We start from the raw sequence: 1,348 nt of genomic DNA on the forward strand, positions 1-1,348 counted from the left end.
ATATAAACCAAACTTTGAGTTATCAGCGTATTTTCTAAAGAAACACAGAATTAAGCCATTGAGGCAAACCGCTGTTAGCAGATGTTTTTATTTTGGAAATTAATTCTTCTCTTCTTTCTATTTCTTCAGGAATTATTATTATTCCCTCATTTTTAATATTTCTATTATATTCAGAAATAGATTTGTCAGTTAAAATAAATTTCGTTGATTGTGATAAAACTAAATTTTCCCATTTGATTCTAGTTTCGAAAGTCTCCCAAGTGTCAGATTGAAATTCTCTTATTATAGGCTTTCTCATAGTTCTTTTTACACCAATTTCACTTAATTCAATTTGATACGAATCCCATTGTACACTTGAAATTTTGAAAGTCTTCTTTAATATGATGAAAAAAATAACGATAGAAGAAATTGCACTTATTACAAAAAAACTTAAATCTTTATTAATCAATCTATAAAGTTTATAATTAACAACTATAGTTATGATGGAAATAAAAATGAAAAGAAATAACCACAATTTATGTTGTTCACTTTTCTTTTTCTCGTACTTTTTCGAATCAATCCTAAATATTTGTTTATTCATCATTTTTTAGATATTGCTATATTCACGTTGCTTTATAAAATATCTGCTAACGTCCGGTGGCTTGCCTCAGTGGCGTTTATCACCGAACAATCACAAATATAAACCAAACTTTGAGTAATCAGCGTATTTTCTAAAGAATCACAGAATTAAGCCATTGAGGCAAACCGCTGTTGGCAGATCGGTTTTATTAATTTTTCTTTTCAATATATTTTTCAATTTCTTTTTGAAATATTTCAAACGGTGTATCATGTCCATGATTTAAAAGAGAATACGTTATATTTTTATTCGCATCATTTTTAATAACATCCAAAGTTTTTGTCGGATTGATAATGTTATCATTTTGACCAAAAACATAGTGCATAAATGGATTATATTTTCCAATTATATGTCCCTTCATATCAGGTTCGTAACTTCTTGAATGTAATGCAGGATTAAATAAAATTGCAGTGAAATTTAATTCTTTAGCTATTTCATGTGCAAAATATCCTCCCATTGAAGAACCTATTATAATATCAGGTTTAAATGCAAAAATTTTAGATTTTAGACTTTGATAAATGTTGCTTTCTCTATAATTAATATTTGGGTCAAATAATTCTGCAATCGATTTTAGCCAAACATTTTTCGGACTTAAATTATTCGAATCTAAACCATGTAAATAAGCAATTTTCATAATGTCTTTTGTCTGTTATTCGGGGCGGATTCAAGACCTTAACGCAATTTCGGGTCTGTTAAATTAATTAGTTAAAAGTAAGATTCTTTTCTAAATTT

General features: G+C 27.5%; 2 protein-coding genes. Both read right to left on the minus strand.

Annotated features, from left to right (window positions below):
- Positions 1-34: 34 nt before the first annotated feature.
- Positions 35-583: a hypothetical protein gene (locus FNW07_RS13615; protein ID WP_126745372.1), complete on the minus strand. Its 549-nt coding sequence runs from the start codon at positions 581-583 to the stop codon at positions 35-37.
- Between the two features lie 184 nt (positions 584-767).
- Positions 768-1,250, minus strand: a complete 483-nt coding sequence (locus FNW07_RS13620) for a YqiA/YcfP family alpha/beta fold hydrolase (RefSeq protein WP_126745373.1) — start codon at positions 1,248-1,250, stop codon at positions 768-770.
- Positions 1,251-1,348: the final 98 nt, after the last annotated feature.

Source organism: Flavobacterium sp. GT3R68, assembly GCF_007109225.1.
GTDB lineage: Bacteria > Bacteroidota > Bacteroidia > Flavobacteriales > Flavobacteriaceae > Flavobacterium.